Annotated in this window: 13 protein-coding genes and 2 pseudogenes; 11 read left to right on the top strand and 4 right to left on the bottom strand. The window is 73.1% G+C overall.

All coding sequences use genetic code 11. The features are described 5' to 3' along the window. The first annotated feature begins 49 nt into the window (after positions 1–49). From ACFV0T_RS25410 to tnpB, 5 genes and pseudogenes are all read left to right on the top strand, one after another. Positions 50–769 (top strand): thioesterase II family protein, encoded by a 720-nt coding sequence (locus ACFV0T_RS25410; RefSeq protein ID WP_385783359.1) that lies wholly within the window; start codon positions 50–52, stop codon positions 767–769. A gap of 127 nt (positions 770–896) precedes the next feature. After that, positions 897–1,862, top strand: coding sequence for an ATP-binding cassette domain-containing protein (locus ACFV0T_RS25405; protein ID WP_385783356.1), 966 nt, complete (start codon positions 897–899; stop codon positions 1,860–1,862). Beyond that, the gene (locus ACFV0T_RS25400) at positions 1,859–2,620 is read left to right on the top strand and encodes an ABC transporter permease (RefSeq protein ID WP_385783353.1); all 762 of its coding nucleotides are present in this window, start codon (positions 1,859–1,861) and stop codon (positions 2,618–2,620) included. Before ACFV0T_RS25405 ends, ACFV0T_RS25400 begins: the two co-directional genes overlap by 4 nt. A 183-nt stretch (positions 2,621–2,803) precedes the next feature. Further along, positions 2,804–3,133, top strand: a pseudogene (locus ACFV0T_RS25395) (IS607 family transposase); the annotation flags it as partial. A 26-nt stretch (positions 3,134–3,159) separates the two neighbouring features. Then, positions 3,160–4,590 carry an IS607 family element RNA-guided endonuclease TnpB gene (tnpB, locus tag ACFV0T_RS25390; protein WP_385783350.1) on the top strand — a complete coding sequence of 477 codons (1,431 nt, stop codon included), beginning with the start codon at positions 3,160–3,162 and terminating at the stop codon, positions 4,588–4,590. 66 nt (positions 4,591–4,656) lie between these two features. Here the strand turns inward: tnpB and ACFV0T_RS25385 are convergent, their stop codons facing one another. From ACFV0T_RS25385 to ACFV0T_RS25375, 3 genes are all read right to left on the bottom strand, one after another. Further along, positions 4,657–6,183 carry a SpoIIE family protein phosphatase gene (locus tag ACFV0T_RS25385; protein ID WP_385783348.1) on the bottom strand — a complete coding sequence of 509 codons (1,527 nt, stop codon included), beginning with the start codon at positions 6,181–6,183 and terminating at the stop codon, positions 4,657–4,659. Positions 6,184–6,383: 200 nt separating this feature from the next. Beyond that, positions 6,384–7,286, bottom strand: a complete 903-nt coding sequence (locus tag ACFV0T_RS25380) for an NmrA family NAD(P)-binding protein (RefSeq protein WP_385783345.1) — start codon at positions 7,284–7,286, stop codon at positions 6,384–6,386. Between the two features lie 211 nt (positions 7,287–7,497). After that, positions 7,498–9,138: an MFS transporter gene (locus tag ACFV0T_RS25375; RefSeq protein WP_385783342.1), complete on the bottom strand. Its 1,641-nt coding sequence runs from the start codon at positions 9,136–9,138 to the stop codon at positions 7,498–7,500. 193 nt (positions 9,139–9,331) lie between these two features. Between ACFV0T_RS25375 and ACFV0T_RS25370 the strand changes: the two genes are divergently transcribed. Continuing rightward, positions 9,332–9,946 (top strand): TetR/AcrR family transcriptional regulator, encoded by a 615-nt coding sequence (locus ACFV0T_RS25370; protein ID WP_385783339.1) that lies wholly within the window; start codon positions 9,332–9,334, stop codon positions 9,944–9,946. A gap of 517 nt (positions 9,947–10,463) precedes the next feature. On the opposite strand, the gene ACFV0T_RS25365 is transcribed toward ACFV0T_RS25370, so the two are convergent. Continuing rightward, positions 10,464–11,993 (bottom strand): FAD-dependent monooxygenase, encoded by a 1,530-nt coding sequence (locus tag ACFV0T_RS25365; protein WP_385783338.1) that lies wholly within the window; start codon positions 11,991–11,993, stop codon positions 10,464–10,466. Between the two features lie 404 nt (positions 11,994–12,397). Between ACFV0T_RS25365 and ACFV0T_RS25360 the strand changes: the two genes are divergently transcribed. From ACFV0T_RS25360 to ACFV0T_RS25340, 5 genes and pseudogenes are all read left to right on the top strand, one after another. Next, complete coding sequence (locus ACFV0T_RS25360) at positions 12,398–12,709, top strand: acyl carrier protein (protein WP_385783335.1); 312 nt, start codon at positions 12,398–12,400, stop codon at positions 12,707–12,709. Then, positions 12,706–13,956 carry a cytochrome P450 gene (locus tag ACFV0T_RS25355; RefSeq protein ID WP_385783332.1) on the top strand — a complete coding sequence of 417 codons (1,251 nt, stop codon included), beginning with the start codon at positions 12,706–12,708 and terminating at the stop codon, positions 13,954–13,956. The genes ACFV0T_RS25360 and ACFV0T_RS25355 overlap by 4 nt, the downstream gene beginning before the upstream one ends. Then, positions 13,953–14,687 (top strand): thioesterase II family protein, encoded by a 735-nt coding sequence (locus ACFV0T_RS25350; protein ID WP_385783329.1) that lies wholly within the window; start codon positions 13,953–13,955, stop codon positions 14,685–14,687. Before ACFV0T_RS25355 ends, ACFV0T_RS25350 begins: the two co-directional genes overlap by 4 nt. 46 nt (positions 14,688–14,733) lie before the next feature. Continuing rightward, the gene (locus ACFV0T_RS25345) at positions 14,734–17,844 is read left to right on the top strand and encodes a type I polyketide synthase (protein ID WP_385783327.1); all 3,111 of its coding nucleotides are present in this window, start codon (positions 14,734–14,736) and stop codon (positions 17,842–17,844) included. 84 nt (positions 17,845–17,928) lie between these two features. After that, positions 17,929–23,589: pseudogene (locus ACFV0T_RS25340) on the top strand (SDR family NAD(P)-dependent oxidoreductase); the annotation flags it as partial. Positions 23,590–23,592: the final 3 nt, after the last annotated feature.

Genomic DNA, 23,592 nt, shown 5'->3' with positions numbered 1-23,592 from the left:
CACACGATCGAACGGATGATGGAGGTTGGTCGGGGTGACAGAACCCGGCATGTCCGCAGGCCAAGAGGACCACACCACGCTGCTGTGCGTGCCGTTCGCGGGAGCGGGTCCCTCGTTCTTCCACCCGTGGCGCGAGCTGTCCGCCGGCCGGTGGCGCGTGACCTCGGTCGAACTGCCCGGCAGGGAACGGCGGATCCTGCAGCCGCCGTACCGCAACGTCGTCGAAGCGGCCAAGAACTCGGTCGACGACATCGTCGCCGACCTCGGCGAAGGCGCACGGACCGTCCTGTTCGGGCACAGCCTGGGCGCGGTCCTCGCCTACGAACTGGTGCACCTGCTCACCACCCGCGGCGTGCACGTCGAGCGGCTGGTCGTCAGCGGCTCGCCGGGGCCGTGGACCCAGCGCGAGCGGCGGGCGGCGGGCCTGCCCGACGAGGAATTCCTCGCCAGGGTCGAGGAGTTCGCGGGATTTCGGCACGAGGCCCTCGACCACCCGGAGATGCGTGAGCTGATCCTGCCCACGCTGCAGGCCGACTGCGAGATGCACGAGAGCTACGTCCCGAGCACCGACACCCCGGTCTCGGTGCCGATCTGCTCACTGCGGGGCGACCACGACGGCCTGGTCACCGCCCAGGAGGCCCGGCAGTGGCAGGACGCGACCACGGGCGAGTTCACCTATGCGGAGTTCCCGGGCGATCACATGTACCTGGTCGACCTCGGCCGGGAGGTGCTGGACGTGATCGAAGCGGAGTCCGCCCGCGGCCGCTGACAACGAAAGCCGCCGCCGGCGCGATGAACGGCCCTGTGGCCAGGGGGCGATGCGGTGCGACGCCGTACCGGCCGCCCCTGCCACGGGTGTGACAGGTGCGTGACAAGCCCGAAAGGACAGTGGAGGCATGAGGAGTTCAGCGATCGCAGTGTCAGGGCTGCGCAAGGCATACGGCGACAAGGTCGTGCTCGACGGCATCGACTTCGACATCGCCGCGGGATCGATCTTCTCCCTGCTCGGCCCGAACGGGGCCGGCAAGACGACGACGGTGAACGTCCTGACGACATTGATGAAGGCCGACGCCGGCACGGTGCGCGTCGCCGGGCACGACGTGGCGAGCGAGACCAAGCGGGTACGCGCGGCCATCGGCGTGACCGGCCAGTTCGCCGCGGTCGACGAACTGCTGTCGGGCCGGGAGAACCTCCAGCTGATGGCCGACCTCAAGCGCGTGCGCTCCGCCGGCCAGGTCCTCACGCGGCTGCTGGAGCGCTTCGACCTGGTGGAGTCGGCGGACAAACTGGCGGCGACCTACTCCGGCGGCATGCGCCGCAAGCTGGACCTGGCGATGACGCTGGTCGGCAACCCGCAGATCATCTTCCTGGACGAGCCGACGACGGGCCTCGACCCGCGCAGCCGGCGCACGATGTGGGGGATCGTCCGCGAGCTGGTGGCCGAGGGCACCACCATCTTCCTGACCACCCAGTACCTCGAGGAGGCCGACCAGCTCGCCGACCGGATCGCGGTGCTCAACCAGGGCCGCCTGGTCGCCCAGGGCACCCCCGAGGAGCTCAAGCGCCAGATCCCCGGCACCCACATCCGGTTCCGGTTCGCCGACGTCCACGAACTCGACGCGGCGGCACGGATCCTGGCCGGCTCCGCACGCGACGACGAGGAGCTGACCCTGCGGCTGCCGAGCGACGGTGAGACACGGTCGCTGCGGGCCGTGCTGGACCGGCTCGACACGCACGCGATCGACGCCCTGGAGTTCTCGGTGCACCGGCCGGACCTCGACGACGTCTTCCTCGCCCTGACCGACACCACCACCGGCCCCGCGCACACCGGGCACACGAGCAAGGAGGCGATCGCACAGTGAGCACTGTCTCGACGCCGTTGGCCGATTCGGCGATCATGCTGCGCCGCAACCTGAAGCACAACGTGCGCAACCCCGTCACGATGTTCAACGCGGTCCTGTTCCCCATCGTGATCATGCTGATGTTCGTCAAGGTGTTCGGCGGCGCGTTCAGCGTCGGCGACGCCTACATCGACTACGTGACGCCGGGGCTGCTCGTGATGGCGATCAGCTACGGGCTGGGGGCCACCGCGACGGCCGTGAACTCCGACATGACCAAGGGCGTCATCAACCGGTTCAAGGTCATGGACGTCTCCCGCGGCGCCATGCTGACCGGGCACGTCGTCATCACCACGGTGCGCTCCCTGGCGGGCTGCGCGGCCATCATCGCGGTGGCCTTCGCGATGGGCTTCGACCCGGCCGCGAGCGCCGCCGACTGGCTCGGCGCGATCGGTGTCATCGTCCTGCTGAGCTTCGCGGCCGGCTGGCTCACCGTCGCCATGGGACTGGCCGCCAGGACCGCCGAGTCGGCGGGCATGTCCGCCGTGCCGCTGATCATGCTGCCGTTCTTGAGCAGCGCGTTCGTGCCCGCGGACTCGATGGGCGCCGGTGTGCGGCAGTTCGCCGAGTACCAGCCCTTCACTCCGATCATCGAGACGCTGCGCGGGCTGCTGGCGGGCGACCCGTCGAGCGGCGACGCGATCGCGGCCGTCGCCTGGTGCGTGGGGATCGCCGTCATCGGATACGTGTGGGCCATCTCCACGTTCAAGAAGCGGGCCTGAGACCGGCCGGCTGAGACCGGCCGGCCCGCGCCCCCGTTGCGAGCCGCCTCGGCGAACCCCACGTCGCCGAGGCGGCTTTCGTCGATGCCGTGGGCGTTTGTGGCCACGTCCCCTCCGGAGCCGCGCACCGGCATCTCCCGCCCGGCCACGACCCCGGCCACGCCCCCGACGGCGGCCCGTCTGGCCGTCGCCGAGGTCGTCACCGAGGTCGGCTCGGGGCTGAACGGACGGCGCCGCAAGCTGCACCGCCTGCTGTCTGACCCGCAGACGGCGGTGATCGTGGTCGAGCATCGTGACCGGCTGGCCCGGTTCGGCGTCGAGCACCTCGAAGCCGTCCTGTCGGCGTGCGGGCGGCGCCTGGTCGTCCTCGACCCCACCGAGACCGCCGATGACCTGGTGCGGGACATCACCGAGGTGCTCACGTCGATGTGCGCCCGCTTGTACGGGCGGCGGGCGGCGAAGAACCGGGCCGCCCGCGCGGTGGCCGTGGCGACCGGCGAGGCCGCCGAGTGAAGAAGTTCCGTCCGCAGTCTGGCTTCGTGGTGCAGGCGTTCCGGTTTGCTTTGGACCCGAACGCCTCCCAGGAGCACGCGCTGCGTTCGCACTGCGGCGCGGCGCGTGCCGCGTACAACTGGGCTGTCGGCTGGGTGACCGCCTCGTGGTGGCAGCGCAGAGCCGAGGAGACGTACGGCATCGCCGAAGAGTCGCTGACCCAGTGGCGGCCGTGGTCGCTGCCCGCGCTCCGCAAGGCGTTCAACCAGGCCAAGACCACCGACCCCAGGTTCGTCGCCTGGTGGGAGGACAACTCGAAGGAGGCCTACAACACCGGCCTCGCAGGCGCGTCCGCCGCATTCGACAACTACGCCAAGTCGAAGAACGGCAAGCGTAAGGGCCGCAAGATGGGTGCGCCGCGGTTCAAGTCGAAGCGGAAGGCGCGTCTCGCCTGCCGGTTCACCACCGGCACCATCCGCGTCGGGGCCGACGGCCGACACGTCACGCTGCCGCGCCTGGGCACACTCCGCGTCCACGAGCCCACCAGCAAGCTGCTGGACCGCGTCAAGGCCGGGACGGCGCGGATCCTGTCGGCGACCGTCCGCCTCGAGCGCGGGCGCTGGTTCGTCTCCTTCCAGGCCGAGGTCAGACGCCGCCTCGAGCGCGTCGCCCGGCCGGGTGTGGCGGTCGGAATCGACCTCGGCGTGAAGACCCTCGCGGTCATGGCCGACAGCACCGGCGAGATCCGCGCCGTCGCCAATCCTGGGCACTACGACGCCGCGCGCAGGAAGCTGCGCCGCGCCTCCCGTGTCGTGTCCCGCCGCCAGGGTCCCGACCGCAGGACCGGCCGGCAGCCCTCCCGCCGCTGGGAGAAGGCCAACGCCGCCCGCAACAACGTCCACCACCGGGTCGCGAACCTCCGCGAAAATGCCCTGCACAAGCTCACCACCGCCGTGGCGGCCGAGTACGGCACCGTCGTCGTCGAAGACCTGAACGTCGCCGGCATGGTCCGCAGCCGGCGCCTGGCCCGCCGCATCGCCGACGCCGGTTTCGGCGAGATCCGCCGCCAGCTCGACTACAAGACCCGTCAGCGTCACGCCACCCGCCTCGTGACCGCCGACCGCTGGTACCCCTCCTCCAAGACCTGTTCCGGGTGCGGCGCGGTGAAAGCCAAACTGCCGCTGCACATCCGGACCTACGCATGCGACGCCTGCGGCCTGGTCATCGACCGGGACGACAACGCCGCACTCAACCTCGCCGCCCTCGCAGCGGCAGCCTGCACGACTGGTACCGGAGTGGCCGGAGACCAGGACACAGCCCCGGTGGTGTCGAAGCCTCGTGGAGCCGACCAGAAGACCCGCACCACCCGCCCCCGCCGCAAGGCGTGTGCGGGGCGGGCAGGTGGCACAACCCTGCCGCACCAGCGGCAAGAGGAAGCGAGAGACCGTACTCAAGCCGAGCCCCTCAGGCTCCGGTGATGCGACGGACCTTCCGGGCCGAAATGCCCGGAATGCTGAGTCCTGACTACGGACTCAGCAACGGTGTTACGGCCGCTCAGGAGCGGCGTCGGCGGGGAGTTCTTGTTCGGCCCAGATGGTCTTGCCCTGGTCGGTGTAGCGCACTCCCCAGCGCTGCGCGCAGTCGGCCACGAGGAACAAGCCGCGTCCTCCCTCGTCGGTGGCGCTGGCGCGGCGGATGTGCGGAGAGGTGCTGCTGCCGTCGGACACCTCGCAGATCAGGATCCGGTCGTAGATCAGCCGCAGCTGGATCGGCTCACGGCCGTAGCGGACGGCGTTGGTGACGAGTTCGCTCGCGATCAGTTCCGTGGTGAAGTCGAGGCTGCCCAGGCCCCACTGGTCGAGCTGTCGCAGAACGAGGGAGCGTATGCCGGCGACGGCGGCGGGGTCCGCCGGCAGTTTCCAGGTGACCACGCGGTCGGCGCTGAGCGCGCGGGTGCGGACGACCAGGAGCGCCAGATCGTCCTCGGCCGCCAGCAGAGGCGTCAAGGTGTCGACGGTGACCCGCCAGGCGTCCTTGACCGACGAGCCGCTCTGACGCAGGGCTCTGCTCAGCAGCCCGGCCACGGCGTCGTCCGTGCCGCAGGCCCGCGCCAGAGCGCCGGTGTAGAAGAGGAGGGTGCTGCCTTCGGCGAGCTCGAGGTCGAGCGACTCGAAGACGGGCTCGCCCATGCCCAGGGGTCTGTTGCAGGGCAGCTCGGGGACGTGGACGGATCCGTCCGGATCGGCGATCGCGGGCGGGGGGTGTCCGGCGCTCGCCATGACACACCGGCGGGTGATGGGGTCGTACACCGCGTAGAGGTACGTCGCGCCGACCAGGCGCTCCACAGCTGACAGCGACCACTTGCTGCCCTGGCACACGGCGAAGCGCGACACGATGTCGTCCAGCCGGGCAAGCACTTCCTCAGGTGCCAGATCCAGCTCCGCCAGGGCGCGCACGGAAGCGCCGATCAGTCCGATGCACACGGTGGCCTGCATGCCGGAGGCCGGGACATCGGAGACCACCAGAGCGACACGCGCACCGGATACCGGGATGACATCGGCCCAGGAGCCGTTCACGCTCGTGCCGCCCCGCGCGGGTACGTACGAGCGAGTGACCCAAGTCGCGCTCTGGTCAGGTACGTCGGCGGGCTCCAGGCGACTTCTCAGGACACCCGCCGCGATGCGCTCGCGGTGGCAGAGCCAGTCCTGGACGGCCGTCGGCAGCGACACCGCGGTCACCAGGACCACCGTTCCCTCGCTGCCTGGTACGACCGATGTCACGGGATAGGCGGCGAGCGTGACGGGCACAGGATGACCCTGCCGGTGCGTGAGGACGGCATTGGGCCCGGGGACAGCGGCTGACGACAGCTGCTGGGGAGCGTCCCACGGGATCACCGGCCAAAGCTCGGCGACCGGCCGGCCCACGATCTCAGCCGTCTCGAATCCCAGCAGATGCTCGGCCGCCGGACTCCACGCGGACACCAGCCCCCGGGCGTCCACCACGAACGCGGCCGGGCCGCCAGAGGAGTCCGAGGCACGGCCGGAGGAGGATGCCCCGCGCAGGGTGCCCATCTCGCCGACCTCGTGATGCGAGGAAACTCGTACACGACGACGATACGCCGGTCTCGCATCCGGCACCTTTCCACCGGCTCCGGTGCCCTCCGGCCGGTCCGCTCCGGCCGCACCCGGACAGCGAATCCATGTGAGGTCGGCGCAGTCCCGGCGGGCGGGGCAGGCCGGCGAGCGCCGCACAGCGCCCCCGTCCGCCGGGCTCACCCCAGGTAGAAGTCCTTGCGGGCGGCCACGAATGCCTCGACCGACCGGGCGGGGACGCCCGTCACGCGCTCGACGCCGTCGGCGGTGCGGCTGTAGCGGCCGTCGCGGTGCAGCCGGGCCATGGTGGCGACGTGCTGCACGAGGTGCGGCGGCATCCCCAGCTTCGGGAGCTGGGCCTCCCACTTCTGCGGGGGCACGTCCACATAGGACACCGGCCGTCCCAGCGCCCGCGAGAACTGCGCGGCCAGCTCCGTCATGTCGAGCGAGCGGGGCCCGGTCAGCTCGTAGACCTGCCCGATGTGCGCGGCCGGGTCGCGCAGCACGGTGGCGACGACCCGGGCGACGTCGTCCACGGCGACCGGCGCGGTGCGCCCGGCGCCGAACGGCAGCCTGATCGTGCCGTCCTCCTGGATCGACCGCGCCGCCATCATCGTGAACAGCGGAGTGTCCAGGAACGCCGTCGGCCGGATGTGCACCACGGGCAGGCCGGACCAGTTCAGTACCTGCTCCGCCAGCCAGTGCAGCCGCTGCTGGTGCGACTCCTCGGTGCTGGTGGCCGTCATCTGCGACACCGTCATCTGCGACAGGCCGACCAGGGCCTCCAGCTTCCCGTACTCCCTCGCGACGGAGGCCACCACGCTCGCCGCCAGCAGGTGCTCCGGCGACACACGCATCGCGAAGTACATCCGCGTCACGCCCTGCAGCGCGGCCGCCACCGTCTCGGGCCGGGTCAGGTCGCCGATGACGACCTGCGCGCCGAGCGAGCGCAGTTCGGCCGCGCGCTCGTCCTCGCGGCGGACCATGAAACGCACCGGCACATCCTGAGCGCGCAGGTGCTCGAAGACCGTACGGCCCACGCCGCCGGCGCCGGGGATGAGAACGAGGTTGTCGGCAGTCATCGGTTGATCTCCTTCGGAGCAATGGACTATCTGAGTTGAGGTGGGATCAGAGCGCCGGCGAGGCTGTCAGCGGTGCTGCCGGCGAGGTGTCGGCCGCGGCGATGGCGCCGCTGGTCCGGGTGGGCTGTGCGGGGCGGCGTCGCAGGCGTCGGCGCCGCGGGGAGTCCCCGGCAGGCGGTCGCCTGCGGTGTCGCGCGGGAATGGTTTGTGATCACCGTGGGGCCGGGACGCTCCGGCGCGGGGGCCTGGCGCCGTCGACGGCCGCGGCGGCGTCCTTGCCCGGCAGGAAGAGGAGCACGACGACCGCGCCGAGCAGGGCGACGGCCGCCGACCCCATGGCGGTGATGTGCATGGCGTGCAGGAAGGCGTCGTGCGCGGGCCGCACCAGCGCCCGGCCGGCCGGTCCCAGCTTCTCGGCGGCGGCCAGGGTCGCCTGGACGGATTCGCCCGCGGCGTGCCGGTCGGAGGCGGGCAGCATGCCCAGGTGGCCGTCGATGCCGTGGCGGTAGGTGGTGGACAGCAGCGACCCCAGCACGGCGACGCCCATGGCGCCGCCGACCTGCCGGAAGGTGTTGTTGACCGCGGACCCGGAGCCGGCCTTCTCCCGCGGCAGCGACGACATGATCATGACGGTGGCGGGCGGCATCACATGGGCCATCCCCGTGCCCATCAGGAAGAACGCCACCTCCAGCACCCAGATCGGGGTGTCCTGGCCGAGCAGCAGGAAGCCGGCGAAGGCCACGGCTGTCAGGACGAGGCCTGAGGCGCACACGGCCCGGGCGCCGAAGCGGCCCACGGCCAGCCGGGCGCGCGGGGCGAAGAACATCTGGGAGACGGCCAGCGGCAGCACGAGCAGACCGGACTGCAGGACGCTGTAGCCGCGCACGCTCTGGTTGTAGAAGACGCTGAAGAACGTGACGCCCATGAGGGCGAAGAAGACCAGGCCGATGGCGGCGACGGACGCGGAGAACCGCCGGTTGCGGAAGTAGCCGACGTCGAGGGCCGGATGCCCGCTGCGGGCCTCGTACACCACGAAGCCGGCGAGGACCGCCAGGCCGCCCAGGATCGTCGCCCAGGCCTCGGGCCGGGTGAAGTCGCCCAGCTGGCCGCCCTTGATGATGCCGTAGACCAGCGCCGCCAGGCCGACGATCGACAGCAGCACACCGACCGGGTCGAGCCGGCCGGGCCGGGGGTCCTTGGAGTCGGGGACGATCGCCACCATCGCGGCGATCGCGGCGATCACGATCGGCACGTTGACCAGGAAGACCGACCCCCACCAGAAGTGCTCCAGCAGGACGCCGCCGGCGATGGGGCCGGCGGCGATGGCGAAACCGACCACACCGGTCCATATGCCGATGGCCTTGGGCTGCTCCTCGCGCTCGAAGACGTTCATGATGATCGCGAGGGTGGCGGGCAGGATGAAGGCGCCGCCGAAGCCCATCACGGCGCGGAAGGTGATGAGCTGCCCGGAGGAGTCCGACAGCGCGGACAGCGCGGATCCCACGCCGAACACCAGCATGCCGAAGAGCAGCACCTTCTTGCGGCCGAGCCGGTCACCGAGCAGGCCCGCGGTGAAGAGCAGCCCGGCGAAGACCAGCGTGTAGGAGTTGACCGCCCACTCCAGCTGGCTCTGGGTGGAGCCGAGCCCGGTGGGAGCGGGCTGGGCGATGGTCTTCATCGCCACGTTGAGGATCGAGTTGTCCAGCATCACCACCAGGAGGCTCAACGCGAGCACGGCCAGGATGGCCCAGCGCCGGCGGTGGACCACCTCGGGGACGGGCCGGCCAGGCGGCACGGGAGGCGTGGACGCCGAGGGCGTCGAGGACTCGGAGGGGGTGGACGGCGATGCCACAGGGGCTCTCCAGTGCTGTGGGTGGTGGGGGTGGTGCGTCTGCGGGGCGGAGCCCGTCGGCCTCGGCCGGCGGGAGGCGGCGCGGGGTCCTGCCTGGTCCGCCGGTGGCCTTACCGGCCCCAAATAGATGTCGCTCAGACTCTAAACATGAGTTAGGATAGATGGCAAGCGACATCTACTGGGAGGGTGATCCATGGGACGCGTGTCCAAGGCGCAGGCGCAGGAGAACCGCAAACGCGTCGTAGCCACCGCCTCCCGGATGTTCCGCGAGAAGGGCACCGCGGTCAGCATCGCCGACCTGATGAAAGCCGCCGGGCTCACCCACGGCGGGTTCCACAAGCAGTTCGCCTCCAAGGAGGAGCTGGTCGACGAGGCCATCGCCCATGCCTTCGACGAGCAGGCGGCGGCGCACTCGTCGGCGGCACACCCGGCGGCGGCGATCGGGGAGCACGCGGGGGAGCACGAGGCTGCCCGCCGGGCGCTGATCGAGGACTACCTCTCCCTCTGGCACCGCGATCACGCCGGGGACGGCTGCCCCGTCTCCGGATTCGCCGCCGACCTGGGGCGCGAGCCCGAGCAGGCCGCCCGCGCCCGCCCCGTCTACGTCAGCGGGGTACGCAACCGCGCCGCCCGGCTGGCCACCGGCGACGACGACGGCCTGGCCCAGCTGTGCACCATGGTCGGCGCCCTCGTCCTCGCCCGCGCCACCCGGGACGACCCGATCTCCGAAGAACTGCTGCAGGCCGCGCGCACGGCTCTCACCGAGAGCGGCGCCGGGCAGGGTGAACCGCGGCTGCGCACGCGCTGAAGAACGCCGGATCACCGCCGGTCGGATGACCTCGCGGTCGCGGCCGGCTGGTGCCGGCGGCCCTGTCCGGCCGGGCCGGCCTGCCCGGCGCGGGGGGAGAGAGGTCCGCGCACGCCCGATCACCGGACAGGTCCGCGCCCGCCCGACCACCGGGCAGGTCCGCGCCCGCCCGACCACCGGGCAGGTCCGCGCCCGCCCGACCACCGGGCAGGTCCGCTGCACGCCCGACCACCGGGCAGGTCCGCGCATGCCCGACCACCGGACAGCGGACCCGGCCCGTCGCGGCTCCCGACCGGCCGGCTTGCCTTCCGGCGGCGCGGCCGGCGCCGCCCTGATCGTCTCCGCCGCCATCTCGCCTGCCCGCCGGGCCTGCCCGGCCGCGCGGGCACCCGCGTCCACCTGCTCCCGCACGACGACGGCGGCCGTCACGACCACATCGGGTCGTGACGGCCGCCGTCACGCGAGCGGCCCGAACCCGCCGGCCGCAATCCGGCGGGCGGGCCGTCGAGGCGCCGGCTCAGCCCCGCAGGGCCGGGCCGCACCAGGTGGTGAGGGCGCTGCGCAGCGCCGGGATGTCGGGTGCGCCGCCGGCCGCCGCCCAGGCGACATGGCCGTCGGGGCGGATGAGGAGCGCGGTGGGAGCGGGGATCTCGCCGACGGCCGGGACGGGCCAGTGCTCGTCCTCGCTGCGCGCCTCGACGAGGTCGACGCGCTCGGACCAGCCCGCCGCGGCCGCCGCCACCTCGGCGCTGCCGAGCAGGTCGAGCAGGACGGGCCGGCCGGCGTGCAGCAGTGCGTGGACGCGGGTGGTGCCGTCCGGTGTCTTGAGGTCGGCGTCGGGGACCCGGCGGCCGGCCAGCAGGTGGCCGCCGTCGAGCGGGTAGCGGATGTCCAGCGCGGTGAGCAGGCCGCGCAGATACCGGTTGACGTCGTCGAACACCATGAGCGAGCCGAACACCTCGCGCAGCGCGTCCGTCTGTGCGCCGGGGCGGGCCAGGGCCGACTGCGCCCGGGTGTTGTGCAGCACGCGCTCCGCGACGGGGTGGCGTTCGGCGTGGTAGCTGTCCAGCAAACTCTGGGGCGCCTGGCCGCGCACCACCGAGGCGAGCTTCCAGCCGAGGTTGACCGCGTCCTGCACGCCCATGTTCAGCCCCTGCCCGCCGGCCGGGAAGTGGATGTGCGCCGCGTCGCCCGCGAGCAGCACCCGGCCCTGCCGGTAGCGGTCGGCCTGCCGGGCGGCGTCGTTGAACCGGGAGACCCACCGCGGGCTGTGCATGCCGTAGTCCGTGCCCGCCAGCCTGACCAGCGAGTCCCGCAGCTGCTCGAACGTCGGCGGGTCGTCGCGGTCCGCGACATGGTCGTACTCGGAGGTGATCACCCGGTACCAGCCCGGCTCGAAGGCGATCGCCGAGAAGTCGCCGCCCGCGCAGCGCCGCACCCAGATGTAGTCCTCGGGCAGATCGGGCAGTTCGACGTCGCCGATCAGCGCGGTCATCGTCGCCTCGGTGCCGGGGAAGCCGATGCCCGCCAGCTTACGCACCGTGCTGCGGCCGCCGTCGCAGCCCACGAGGTAGCGGGCGCGCAGCGTCACCGGTTCCGCCTCGGCCGTCCGCAGCTCGACCGTCACACCGGCCGCGTCCTGGCGCAGCCCGCTCACCTCCGACGACCTGCGCACCCGCACGCCGAGCTCGGCGGCGCGCTCCTCCAGCAGCCGCTCGATGGCGGACTGAAGGATCATCAGCGGGTAGGGGTGGCGGGACTCGAACTCGTCGAAGTCGACGTAGAGGCCGGAGAAATGGCCCACCGGCTGCAGTTCGCCGGCCGCCAGGAAACGGTCCAGGATTCCGCGCTGGTCCAGCACCTCCAGGGTCCGCGAGTGCATCCCGCCGGCCCGTGACTCGCCCGTGCGCCCGGCGAGCCGCTCGAGCACCACCACGTCGACGCCCGCCAGCCGCAGCTCGCAGGCGAGCATCAGCCCCGTCGGCCCGGCGCCCGCGATCACCACGTCCGCGTCGCTGCCCGTGTCCGCCACGTCGTTCCCCCTCATGCCGCTGCGCCTCCCACGTCGTCACATCACCGCCACGTGCACGCTCACGCAACGCGGATCGGCCGGTCAACCGGCGCCGGCGCCAGGACGAAGGGCAGGCCGCAGGCGCGGTCGCCCTGTCCCGCCGGCGGGACGGTCCCACGGGGAGCGGATGGTCCGGGGGCGTCAGCATGCAGGCCGGCCGGCCCGCTCTCAACCCCACCGGCCGGCGCGCACCGCAGGGCACCGACACGGTGTGAGCGCACCCGTATTCACACGACACTCGATCCGGCCATTCACAGAATTTGTCTCGCCGGCGGGACAGCGCACAGGGCCGGTGGCCGTGATGGCGGTGACGGTCCCCAGGCAGGGCCGTGACGACGCGAGCAGGCACTCCCGGTCGGCGGAGGAAGGAAAGACTGGCAATGGAATCGTCGCCGCAGGTCCACCAGCGAGGTGGGCACACACAGGCAGCACAACCGCAATCGGCGCCCTCGGGCGCGCCGCAGTCGCTGGTGCGGGACATCGCGCAGCTGTGGGCGGAACACCTCAACTGCCCCGACGTCGGGGCGGACGACGACTTCTTCGCGCTCGGCGGGAATTCGCTGACCGGCATAAAGATCATCGACCGGGTGTCGCAGGAGTACGGCGTCACCTTGTCCGTGCGCGACTTCTACCTGGCGCAGACCCCGGCCCGCGTCGCCGAGCTGGTCGAGCAGGGGAGGGCACGGACGTGAGGCTGACGCCCGGTGCCGCGAGCGACGTCGACCTCGAGGGCCTCAACCTGTTCGACCTGGACCTCTACACCTGCGGCGATCCGCACCCGATCTGGGACGTGATGCGGGCCAAGGCGCCCCTGCACCACCAAGTCCTGCCCGACGGACGCGAGTTCTGGTCGGTGACCCGCTACGACGACGTCTGCCGCGTGCTCGGCGACCACCGCGAGTTCACCTCGGAGCGCGGCACGGTCGTCACCCACCTCGGCCAGGACGACGTCGCCGCGGGCAAGCTGCTGACGTCCACCGACCCGCCCCGGCACACCCAGGTCCGCCGGGCGATCGGCGCCAGACTCACCGCGCGGGCGGTGGCGCTGTGGGAGGACCGCACCCGGCAGGCGATCGTGCGCTTCCTCGAACCGGCCCTCGACGGCGCCCCCTTCGACCTGGCCGAGCAGGCGCTGCTGCTCCCGGCGATCATCACGGGCCCGCTGCTGGGCATCCCGGAACGGGACTGGGACGAACTCGTCCAGCTGACCGCGATGGTGACGGCCCCCTCCGACCCGCACTTCCAGCACGGCAGCGAAGCCGCGACGCTGGCCATCTCCCACCACGAACTGGTCACCTACGTCACCGAGTGGGTGAAACGGCGCCGGGCGGCCGGGGACGAGGACGGAAGCCTGCTCGACCACCTCATGAGCGTGCGCGCGGGAGACGCGCCGCTGAGCGACGAGGAGATCGCCCTCGACGGCTACAGCATCCTCCTGGGCGCCAACGTGACGACACCGCACACCGTCTCGGGCACGGTGCAGGCCCTCATCGAGCGGCCCGAGCAGTTCGAGAAGGCGCAGGCCGACCCGACCCTGATCCCGAACCTGGTCGAGGAAGGGCTGCGCTGGACCTCCGCCGCGTGCAACTTCATGCGCTACGCGGTCGACGACGTCCACATCGGCGGGGGCACCATCCCGGCCCGCGGGGCGGTCGTCGCGTGGATCGGATCGGCCAACCGCGACGCGTCCCAGTTCCCCGACCCGCACACCTTCGACATCACCCGCGCCAACGCCAAGCGCCAGGTCGCGTTCGGGTTCGGGCCGCACTTCTGCATCGGGGGACCGCTGGCCCGGATGACGCTGCGCGTCTTCTTCGAGGAACTGCTCCAGCGCTTCGGATCGATCGACCTCGCCGGCGAACCGCAGCACCTGCGCTCGTACTTCATCGCCGGGATGACCCACCTGCCCATCGTCGCCCAGAAACGGCACACGCCATGACCCCCGGCCCCGCCACCACCGTGTCGCCGTGGTTCGTCCGGCCGCCCTCCGACCACCCCGCCCGCCTGTTCTGCTTCCCCTTCTCCGGGTCCGGGGCCTCGGCCTTCAGCGCCTGGCCGGCCGTCCTGGGCGACGCCGAGGTCTGCCCGGTGCAGTTCCCCGGCCGCGAGAACCGGCTGGCCCATCCCCACTACGGCACCTACGAGAACCTCGCCGCCGCCCTGGCCGAACCCCTGGCGCCGCTGCTGGACCGGCCGTTCGCGTTCTTCGGGCACTGCGCGGGCGCGCTGCCCGCCTACGAGAGCGTGCTGCGGCTCGCCGCACTGGGCCTGCCCGGCCCCGCATGCCTCTTCGTGTCCGGCCAGCCGGCACCGCACGACGCCTCACGCGACCGGATGCTCACCATGACCAGGCCCGAACTGCGCGCCGAGGTCGAGTCGTTCGTGCGCGGCCGGGGGATCGAACCCCGCCCGGACATGGTCGATCTGGGCCTGACCGTGCTGCTGCGCGATCACGCCGCCGCGGGCGCCTACCGGCGGACGGAGCCGGCCGCGGTGCGCTGCCCCATCGTCGTCCTGCACTGGCGCGACGACCCCGACGTGAGCCTCGACGAGCTGCAGGGGTGGCGCCGGTACGCGGACTCGGTCGAGTTCCGGGTGCTCGAGGGCGGCCACTACGACTTCATGGACGCGCCGGACGACCTGCGCAAGGTGCTGACCTGCTGGCGGTGACAGCGGCGCAGCCCGCACGAGCCGTACGCCGAGGGAAGGAATTCTTATGAGTGGCGCAGCCACCGGTATCGCCGTCATCGGGATGTCGTGCCGTTTCCCCGGTGTGGACGGCCTGGGCGAGTTCTGGCGCCTGCTGCACGACGGGCGGTCGACCGTGGCCACGTTCCCCGCGCAGCGGGCGGCCGACGCGCACTACATGTCCCACCCGGACGCCGCGACCCTGGACGCGGGCTCGTTCTTCGACTGCGTCGACGGGTTCGACGCGGAGTTCTTCGCCACCGGCGCGGCGGAGGCGGCCGCCATGGACCCCGTGCAGCGGCTGGGCCTGGAGCTCGCCTGGGAGGCCGTCGAGGACGCGCGTGTCCCGGCGTCCGCGCTCGCGGGCCGCGAGATCGATGTCGTGGTCGGCGCCGCGCCCTCCGGGTACGAGCTGCTGCGCAAGCTGTCCGGCAGCGACCAGGACGACCACTACACGGCGCTCGGCTCGTCCGGCGCGCTGATCGCGAACCGGATCTCGAGCCTGTTCGACGTGCGCGGCATGAGCTTTTGCGCGGACTCGGGCCAGTCCTCCTCGCTCGTGGCGCTGGCGCTGGCGTGCGACCGCATCCGCGGCGGCGCGGTCGACATGGCGCTCGCCGGCGGCGTGCACCTGATCGTCGATCCGGAAGCCGGGGCGGGCCTGGCGAATCTGGGCGCCCTCTCGCCCGACGGCCGCTGCTTCACCTTCGACGAACGGGCCAGCGGGTTCGCCCGCGGCGAGGGCGGCGCGTTCGTCCTGCTGAAGCGGCTCGACCTCGCCGTCGCCGACGGCGATCACATCTACGCGGTGGTCCGCGGCTGGGGCGTCGGCAGCGGCGGAGCGTCCACCCGGATGCCGGATCCCAGCCCCGGCGGGCAGGCGGCGGCCGTGCTGGCCGCGCTGCGGAGCGCGGCTGTCGCGTTCGACGGCGTCGACTACGTCGAGGCCCACGGCACCGGCACCCGCCTGGGCGACCCGGCCGAGACGGCCGGTCTGCGCGAGGTGTTCCGGGAGACCGGCCGCAGCCGCCCCCTGGTGATCGGCTCGGTGAAGACGAACATCGGGCACCTGGAGCCGGCCGCGGGAATCGCCGGCTTCGTCAAGGCGGCGCTGTGCGTGGAGCACGCCCGGCTGGTGCCGAGCCTGAACTTCCGCTCGCCCAACCCCGCCATCCCCGACTTCCAGCGGGACTTCGAGGTCCTGCACGCGGTTCGGCCCTGGCCCGGCGCACCCGGCCGGCCCCGGCGGGCGGGGGTGTCGGCGTTCGGCATGGGCGGCACCCACGCGCACGTGATCCTCGAACAGGCCCCCGAGCAGCGCCCCGCGCCCCGCGCCGCGGACGAGGACGTGACCCGCGCGGGCGAGCCGGCGGTGCTGCCGTGGGTGCTGTCGGCGCGCACGGAGCCGGCCCTGCGCGAACAGGCGGCCCGGCTGCGGGATCTCGTGGCCGCGGACGCGTCACTGCCGGCGGCCGACGTCGGGCACTCGCTGGTGTCCACGCGGTCGCTGTTCGCGCACCGGGCGGTGGTGCTCAGCGGTGACCGCGAGGAGGCGCTGGCCGGCCTCGGCCTGCTCGCCGCGGGCGGCGACGCGGCCCGCGCGGTGCGCGGCGTGGCCACGGCGGCGGCCGGTCCCGTCGTGTTCGTCTTCCCCGGCCAGGGATCGCAGTGGCCGGGCATGGGCCGGCAGCTGTACGCGCAGTCGGAGGTCTTCGCCCGCTCGATCGACGCGTGCGCGCGGGCGCTGGCGCCGTGGGTGGACTGGTCCTTGGCGGACGTGGTGTGCGGCGCGGAGTCGGCCGCCTCGCTGGAGCGGGTGGACGTCGTCCAGCCGGCGCTGTTCGCGATGATGGTGTCGCTGGCGCAGGTGTGGCGCTCGCTGGGAGTGGTCCCCGAGGCCGTGGTGGGGCACTCGCAGGGCGAGATCGCCGCGGCCTGCGTGTCGGGCGCCCTCTCGCTGCAGGACGCGGCCCGCGTGGTCGCCCTGCGCAGCCGGGCGCTGACCGGCCTGGCAGGCCTGGGCGGGATGAGCGCGGTGGCCGCGCCCCCCGGATGGGTCCGCGACAGGCTGGAGCGGTGGGCCGGGCGGCTGTCGACCGCCGCGGTCAACGGCCCGGCGTCGGTGGTGATCTCCGGGGACGACGAGGCGCTGGAGCAGTTCGCCGCGATGGCGGCCGCCGACGGCGTGCGGGTACGGCGGGTCAACGTGGACTACGCGTCCCACTCCCACCACGTCGAACGCATCCGGGAACGGCTGCTCGCGGACACCGCGGCCCTCTCGCCGCGGGAATCGGCGGTGACGTTCCACTCCACGGTCACCGGCGCACCGCTCGACACCCGCGTCCTGGACGGCTCGTACTGGTACGACAACCTGCGCTCGATGGTGCGTTTCGGCGACGTCGTCGAGGACCTGATGCGTACGCGCGGCGGCGTGTTCGTGGAAGTCAGCCCGCACCCCGTGCTCCAGGTGGCGATGGAGGAGGCCGCCGACGCGACGGCCACCCCGCCGCTGGTGGCCGGCACCCTGCACAAGCACGACGGGAGCGCGGCCAGGGTCCTTGCCTCGCTGGCCGAACTGCACGTGCGGGGCGTGCCGGTGACCTGGGAGGCGGCCTTCGCCGGCCACCGGCCGCGCCGGATCGGCCTGCCGACCTACGCGTTCCAGCGGCAGCGGTACTGGCTGAGCGCACCCGACGACACCGCTACCGGCACCGGCACGGCTGCGGGCCCTGCCGGGCGGGCGGGCGCACCGGGCGCGAGCGCCACGGCGGCGGACCTGGCCTCGCCGTCGGCGGTCCTGACGCTCGTGTGCGCCCAGACGGCGGCGCTGCTCAGCGTCAAGGACGCGGCCGTGACGGCCGCCGCCCTCACGGCACGGTCGGCCGAGACCTTCAAGGACCTGGGCTTCGACTCGTCGATGGCGGTGGGCCTGCGCAACCGGCTCACCGCGGCGGCCGGCGTGCGGCTGTCGGCGACCGTCGCGTTCACCTACCCCACGCCGCAGGCGCTCGCCCGCCACCTCTTGTCCCTGCTGCGGCCGCAGACGCCGCCCGCGGCCGCGGAGACGGCGCGGGAATCCAGTGCGGAAAGCCGCAGTGATGACGATCTGTACGCATTGATCGACCGCGGATACGTGTAGCAACACCGTTCGTCCAAGCAATCGTTGGGGGAGGCCCTGGTGGAGGATGTCGACAAGCTCCGCTCCTACTTGCGACGCGCCGTCGGCGATGCGCAGGAGCTGCGTGAGCGGGTGCGCGAGCTGGAGGAGTCCGCTCGCGAACCCATCGCGGTCGTGGGAGTGGGGTGTCGCTTCCCGGGTGGGGTGAGCTCCCCCGAAGGGCTGTGGGGAGTCGTGTCCGAGGGCGTGGACGCGATGGGCGACTTCCCGCAGGACCGCGGGTGGGACGTGGAGGCGCTGTACGACCCGGATCCCGAGGCGCACGGCCGGACGTACACACGCTCGGGCGGGTTCCTGAGCGACCTCGCGGAGTTCGACGCGCCGTTCTTCGGCATCAGCCCGCGTGAGGCGCTGGCGATGGATCCGCAGCAGCGGCTGATGCTGGAGACGTCGTGGGAGGCGCTGGAGCGGGCGGGCATCGACCCGGCCGGGCTGCGGGGTTCGGCGACCGGGGTGTTCACCGGGCTCTACGCCGTCGACTACGGCCCGCGGATGGGCGGCGGGGCAGCCGGCGACGTGGAGGGCTTCGCGATCGCGGGCACGTACACCAGCGTGGCCTCGGGCCGGGTGGCGTACGTGCTGGGACTTGAGGGCCCGGCCGTCTCGACCGACACCGCGTGCTCGTCGTCGCTGGTCGCCGTCCACCAGGCCGTACGGTCCCTGCGCTCGGGGGAGTGCACGCTGGCGCTGGCCGGCGGGGTCTCGACGCTGCCGACTCCGGGGATGTTCGTGGAACTCGCCCGCCAGCGGGGCCTGTCGGCGGACGGCCGCTGCAAGGCGTTCGCCGACGCGGCCGACGGCACCGGCTTCTCCGAGGGCGCGGGCGTGCTGGTCCTGGAGCGGCTCTCGGACGCGCGGCGCAACAGGCGCCGGATCTGGGCGGTGATCCGCGGCTCGGCGATCAACCAGGACGGCGCCTCCAACGGGCTGACCGCGCCGAACGAACTGGCACAGCAGCGGGTCATCCGGGCGGCCCTGGCCGATGCCGGGCTGTCGGCCGGCGAGGTCGACGCGGTCGAGGCGCACGGCACCGGCACGACGCTCGGCGATCCCATGGAGGCGCAGGCGCTGCTGGCCACCTACGGACAAGGCCGCGACCCCGGCAGCCCGCTGTGGCTGGGATCGCTGAAGTCGAACATCGGCCACACGCAGGCGGCAGCGGGCGCCGGCGGCATGATCAAGATGATCATGGCGATGCGGCACGGCGTGCTGCCCCGGACGCTGCACGTGGACCGCCCGTCGACGCACGTGGACTGGTCGGCGGGGTCGGTGGAGCTGCTGACCGAGGCCAGGCAGTGGACCAGCGCACCGGGACGGCCCCGTCGGGCCGGCGTGTCGTCCTTCGGCATCAGCGGCACGAACGCGCACCTCATCCTCGAGCAGGCCCCCGAGACCACCGAGCCCGCCCCCGGGACCCCGCAGCCGGCCCCCGAGACCACCGAGCCCGCCCCCGGGACCCCGCAGCCGGCCCCCGAGAGCACCGAGCCGGCCCCCGAGACCCTTGAGCAGGCCCCCGAGGGGGCGAAGACCCCGGCTCGTGCGGCCGCGGCATCCGCCACCGGGGCGGTGGTGCCGTGGGTGCTGTCGGCGCGCTCCGCGCAGGCGCTGCGCGAACAGGCGCAGCGGCTGCTGGACAGGGTGGCCGCGGACGCGGACCTGCCGGTCGCGGACGTGGGGCACGCGCTGCTGACGACCCGCTCGCTGTTCGAGCACCGCCAGGTGGTGCTCGGCGCCGGCCGGGACGAACTGCTCGCCGGGCTGGCCGCCGTCGCCGACGGCGGGGACGGCGGCCAGCCCGGTGTGGTGTCCGGCGTCGCGAAGCCGGCGGGCAGGACGGTGTTCGTGTTCCCGGGCCAGGGCTCGCAGTGGGCCGCGATGGGGCGCGAACTGTGGGAGTCCTCCCCGGTGTTCGCCGAGCAGCTGCGCGCCTGCGCGCGGGCGCTGGAACCGTGGGTGTCCTGGTCGTTGATCGACACCGTGTGCGCAGGGCCGCGCGCGGCGGACCTCGACGAGGTGGACGTCGTCCAGCCCGTGCTGTTCGCGGTGATGGTGTCGCTGGCGCAGGTGTGGCGCTCGCTCGGGGTGACACCGGACGTGGTGATCGGCCACTCCCAGGGCGAGATCGCCGCGGCCTGCGTCGCCGGCGTCCTGACCCTGGAGGACGCGGCCAAGATCGTCGCCCTGCGCTCCCGGCTGCTCGCCACCATCGCCGGACAGGGCAGCATGGCCGGCATCCTGTGGCCCGCGCACCGGGTGCGGGAGCTGCTGGGACGGTGGGAGTCGCGGGTCGGGATCGCCGCGGTCAACGGACCGAACTCCACGACCGTCTCGGGTGAGACCGAGGCGGTCAGGGAACTGGTCGCGGCCTGCACGGCCGAGGGCGCCCGCGCGAAGCTGATCGCGTCGAGCGTGCCCGGACACTCACCGCTGATGGACCGCTTCGCGCACCGCCTCACGGACGAACTGGGCCCGATCACCCCCGCACCCTCACCGGTGGCGATCTGCTCGACGGTGACCGGCGAGCTGATCGACCCCGCGCGGCTGGACGCGGCCTACTGGTTCCGCAACCTGCGCGAACCGGTCCAGTTCGAAGCCGCCATGCGGCACATCGTCGAACAGGAGCCGGGCGCCGCGGTCATCGAGATCAGCCCGCACCCGCTGCTCGTGATGAACATCCAGGAGATGCTCGACACCACCCCCGCCGCCACCGGGTTCGCGGTGGGGACGCTGCGCCGCGGCGAGGGCGGCCTCGCGCGGCTGTACCGGTCGGCGGCCGAGGCGTTCGTGGCGGGCGTCGCGGTGTCGTGGCAGGCGGCGCTGCCGGGCGGGGACGGCCGCTGGGTGGAGCTGCCCACGTACGCCTTCCAGCGGCAGCGCTACTGGCTGAACACCCCCGAGGAGTCCACCACCGCGAGCACGTCGGACCACCCGCTGCTCGATGCCGTCATCGATGTGCCCGACGACGGCGGGCACGCCTCGGTGGTGGGCAGCGGGCGCCTGTCGCTGGAGCGGTATCCGTGGCTCGCCGACCATGTGGTCCACGGCGCCGTCCTGGTGCCGCCCACGGCGGTGGCGGAGCTGGCGGTGTGGGCGGCGCGCAGGGCGGGGTGCGACGTCGTCGACGAACTCACCCTGCAGACACCGCTGGTGCTGTCCCGGACGGGCGAGCGGGAGATCCGCGTCGTCCTCGACGGCAAGCGGGTGATCAGCGTGTACTCACGCGCTGAGGGCGAACCCGGCTGGACGCGCAACGCCGTCGGCGTCGCCGGGCCGGACACCGGCGCACCCCCCGCGCCGGACGACCTCCTCGCGTGGCCTCCCGCGGGCGCCGTCAGTGTGCCCTTCGCGGACGAGTACACCAGGCTGTCCGCCCTCGGCGTCGGCCACGGGCCCCGGCTGCGCGCGCTGAAGGAGGTGTGGCGCCGCGGCGACGTCCTGTTCGCCGAGGTGCAGCTGCCGGCGGCCGACAGCGCGGAGGCGGGCCGGTTCGTGGTCCACCCGGCGCTGCTGCAGGCCGCGCTGGCCGCGATCGGCCTGGGGAACTTCGTCGACAACTCCCGGCCCGAAGGCTGGCTGCCGTCGCGCTGCACGGGCATCCGCATGACCTTTGCCGCGGCGGGCGTGCTGCGGGTGCGTCTGGCGCCCGCGGGAGACGACACCCTGTCGCTGGCCCTCGCGGACCAGCACGGAACACCGCTCGGCAATATCGCCTCGCTGAGCCTGCGGCCCGCGGACGCCGGGCAGCTGGCCGAGCTGAGCTTCGACCACCAGGACGCCCTGTTCCAGGTCGACTGGGCACCCCTTCCGGCCCCGCCCGGACAGGCCGCCGGCCACTACGCCGTGCTGGCAGCGCCCGGCACGGACACCGCAGCCCCCGGGCCGGGCGGCACGGTCTTCGCGGGCCTGGAGGAACTCGCCGCGTCCGGCGCGCAGATACCCCCTGTCGTCATCGCCGCCGTCGAGCGGGCGGCCGCGCACGGCGACGACACACCCGCCGCCGCCGAGCACCACCTGCACCGGGTGCTGCGCTGGACACAGGACTGGCTGCGCGGTCAGCGGTTCGCCGACTCGCGCCTGGTCGTCGTGACGCGGGAGGCCATCCGCGACGAACACGTCTCTTGCCCCGACCCCGCGGCGGCCGCGATCTGGGGATTCCTGCGCACCGCGCAGACGGAGAACCCGGGCCGCTTCACCCTCGTCGACACCGACGGCCGGCCCGATTCGTGGGCCCGCGTCCCGACGGCCGCCGCGAGCGCGGAACCCCAGCTCAAGATCCGGGCCGGCACCGTGACCACACCACAACTGGCCCCCGCCCGCGCCGCGTCGGCCCGTCCAGGGACCCTCGGCCGGACGCAGGACGCTCCCGCTCTCGGCTCCGGGACGGTACTGATCACAGGAGGCACCAGCGGCCTGGGAGCGATGCTGGCCCGCCACCTCGTCCAGCGGCACGGGGTGCGCCGGCTGGTGCTGACCAGCAGGCGCGGAGCGGCGGCTCCGGCGGCCGCGGCACTGCGCGCGGAACTGACCGGGGCGGGAGCCCGGGCCGAGGTCGTGGCCTGCGATGTCACCAGCCGCGAGTCCGTCGCCGAACTGATCGCCGCCATGCCGTCCGAACACCCGCTGACGGCCGTGATCCACTGCGCGGCCGTCCTCGACGACGGCGTCGTCGAGGCCCTGACCGAGGACCGCGTCGACGCGGTCCTCGCACCGAAGACACGCGGCGCCTGGCACCTGCACGAGCTGACCCGGCACCTGGACCTGTCCGCGTTCGTGCTGTTCTCCTCGATCGCGGGCGTGCTGGGGACGGCGGGACAGGCCAACTACGCGGCCGCCAACGCCTTCCTCGACGCACTCGCCCAGGCCCGCCGGGCCGAGGGACTGCCCGCCACCTCACTGTGCTGGGGCTTTTGGGCCGAACGCAGCGAGATGGCCGCCGACATCGGCGACGCGGACGTCGTACGCCTGCAACGCCAGGGCGTACTGCCGCTGTCGACGCAGGAAGGACTCGCCCTCTTCGACACGGCGCTCACACTGGACGCGCCGGTCCTGGTGCCCGCACGGCTGAACCTCCCGGCACCCGGCGCTGCGCACACCGGCGGCACAGGCGCGCCGCTCCTGCGCGCCCTGACCGGCACACCCGCCGGGCCCGGCGGCGCGGCGAGCGCGGAGCCCGCCGACCTCGCGCAGCAGGTGAGGTCGCTGCCGCCGGCCGACGCGCAGGCACTGCTGCTCGACGCCGTCCGGACGCAGACCGCGCTCGTCCTCGGCCACGCCGACACCGCCAGGATCGGTCCCGCCGCGGCCTTCAAGGAACTGGGGATCGATTCCCTCACCGCGCTGGAACTGCGCAACAAACTGGCCGCGGTGACCGGCCTGAAACTGCCCGCCACGCTCGTGTTCGACCACCCCAGTCCCAGCGCCCTCGCGCAGTTCCTGAACGCGGGCATCACCCCCGCCACCGGCAGCGGCCCGCCGTCCCCGGCCGATCACCTGGCCCGGGAGATCGAAGGACTGGGCGCCCGGCTGGAGGAGGCGTTCCCCGAACTCGCCGCGGACGACCAGGCCACCCTGTCCGCTCTGCTCGGCGACCTGCAGGGCCGCGTCCGTTCACTGGCGAGTGCCGGAGCACCGTCCGGCATCGTCGACCAGATCAGTTCCGCCTCGGCTGGAGAGCTTCTCTCGCTGCTGGACCAAGAGCTCGGCTAGGGG

Source organism: Streptomyces sp. NPDC059582, assembly GCF_042735715.1.
Classification (GTDB): Bacteria; Actinomycetota; Actinomycetes; order Streptomycetales; family Streptomycetaceae; genus Streptomyces.
This window is presented reverse-complemented; position numbering and strand designations above follow the sequence as displayed.

Excerpts from the sequence above, each read along its gene's own strand:
- ACFV0T_RS25345 (WP_385783327.1), top strand. The coding sequence starts at position 14,734 with ATGAGTGGCGCAGCCACCGGTATCGCCGTCATCGGGATGTCGTGCCGT.
- ACFV0T_RS25370 (WP_385783339.1), top strand. The coding sequence starts at position 9,332 with ATGGGACGCGTGTCCAAGGCGCAGGCGCAGGAGAACCGCAAACGCGTC.
- ACFV0T_RS25365 (WP_385783338.1), bottom strand. The coding sequence starts at position 11,993 with ATGAGGGGGAACGACGTGGCGGACACGGGCAGCGACGCGGACGTGGTG.
- ACFV0T_RS25380 (WP_385783345.1), bottom strand. The coding sequence starts at position 7,286 with ATGACTGCCGACAACCTCGTTCTCATCCCCGGCGCCGGCGGCGTGGGC.
- ACFV0T_RS25350 (WP_385783329.1), top strand. The coding sequence starts at position 13,953 with ATGACCCCCGGCCCCGCCACCACCGTGTCGCCGTGGTTCGTCCGGCCG.
- ACFV0T_RS25410 (WP_385783359.1), top strand. The coding sequence starts at position 50 with ATGTCCGCAGGCCAAGAGGACCACACCACGCTGCTGTGCGTGCCGTTC.
- ACFV0T_RS25385 (WP_385783348.1), bottom strand. The coding sequence starts at position 6,183 with ATGGGCACCCTGCGCGGGGCATCCTCCTCCGGCCGTGCCTCGGACTCC.
- ACFV0T_RS25405 (WP_385783356.1), top strand. The coding sequence starts at position 897 with ATGAGGAGTTCAGCGATCGCAGTGTCAGGGCTGCGCAAGGCATACGGC.
- ACFV0T_RS25360 (WP_385783335.1), top strand. The coding sequence starts at position 12,398 with ATGGAATCGTCGCCGCAGGTCCACCAGCGAGGTGGGCACACACAGGCA.